This window comes from Allobacillus halotolerans, from assembly GCF_018967645.1.
Classification (GTDB): domain Bacteria; phylum Bacillota; class Bacilli; order Bacillales; family Alkalibacillaceae; genus Allobacillus; species Allobacillus halotolerans.
Genome location: NZ_JAHLZF010000047.1, coordinates 687 through 1,788, shown reverse-complemented (window position 1 = coordinate 1,788; position 1,102 = coordinate 687). Strand labels below are relative to the sequence as shown.

Here is a 1,102-nt window from a genome sequence, read left to right as displayed (position 1 = left end):
TTATTATGACAATCCAATGTATTTTATTAGGTTAAACTTCCCTAACAACTTAAGCGTTGGCAATAAAGCTAAAGGTATTATTAAGCAAGCGACTACAAAAAAAGAGGCAGTAATTAAACCTAAAAAAATTATGCTTGTAGCCGGTCATGGTTATAACGATCCTGGAGCAGTAGGAAACGGAACAAACGAACGCGATTTTATACGTAAATATATAACGCCTAATATCGCTAAGTATTTAAGACATGCAGGACATGAAGTTGCATTATACGGTGGCTCAAGTCAATCACAAGATATGTATCAAGATACTGCATACGGTGTTAATGTAGGCAATAAAAAAGATTATGGCTTATATTGGGTTAAATCACAGGGGTATGACATTGTTCTAGAAATACATTTAGACGCAGCAGGAGAAAGCGCAAGTGGTGGGCATGTTATTATCTCAAGTCAATTCAATGCAGATACTATTGATAAAAGTATACAAGATGTTATTAAAAATAACTTAGGACAAATAAGAGGTGTGACACCTCGTAATGATTTACTAAATGTTAATGTATCAGCAGAAATAAATATAAATTATCGTTTATCTGAATTAGGTTTTATTACTAATAAAAATGATATGGATTGGATTAAGAAAAACTATGACTTGTATTCTAAATTAATAGCCGGTGCGATTCATGGTAAGCCTATAGGTGGTTTGGTAGCTGGTAATGTTAAAACATCAGCTAAAAACAAAAAAAATCCACCAGTGCCAGCAGGTTATACACTCGATAAGAATAATGTCCCTTATAAAAAAGAACAAGGCAATTACACAGTAGCTAATGTTAAAGGTAATAATGTAAGAGACGGTTATTCAACTAATTCAAGAATTACAGGGGTATTACCCAACAACACAACAATTACGTATGACGGTGCATATTGTATTAATGGTTATAGATGGATTACTTATATTGCTAATAGTGGACAACGTCGTTATATAGCGACAGGAGAGGTAGACAAGGCAGGTAATAGAATAAGTAGTTTTGGTAAGTTTAGCACGATTTAGTATTTACTTAGAATAAAAATTTTGCTACATTAATTATAGGGAATCTTACAGTTATTAAAT

1 protein-coding gene is annotated in these 1,102 nt (G+C 32.6%); it reads left to right on the top strand.

What is annotated here, in order from left to right; translation table 11 throughout:
* Nucleotides 1–1,042: N-acetylmuramoyl-L-alanine amidase (locus tag KQ486_RS13900; RefSeq protein ID WP_216687984.1), on the top strand; the 1,042-nt coding region annotated here is incomplete at its 5' end.
* Nucleotides 1,043–1,102 lie beyond the last annotated feature (60 nt).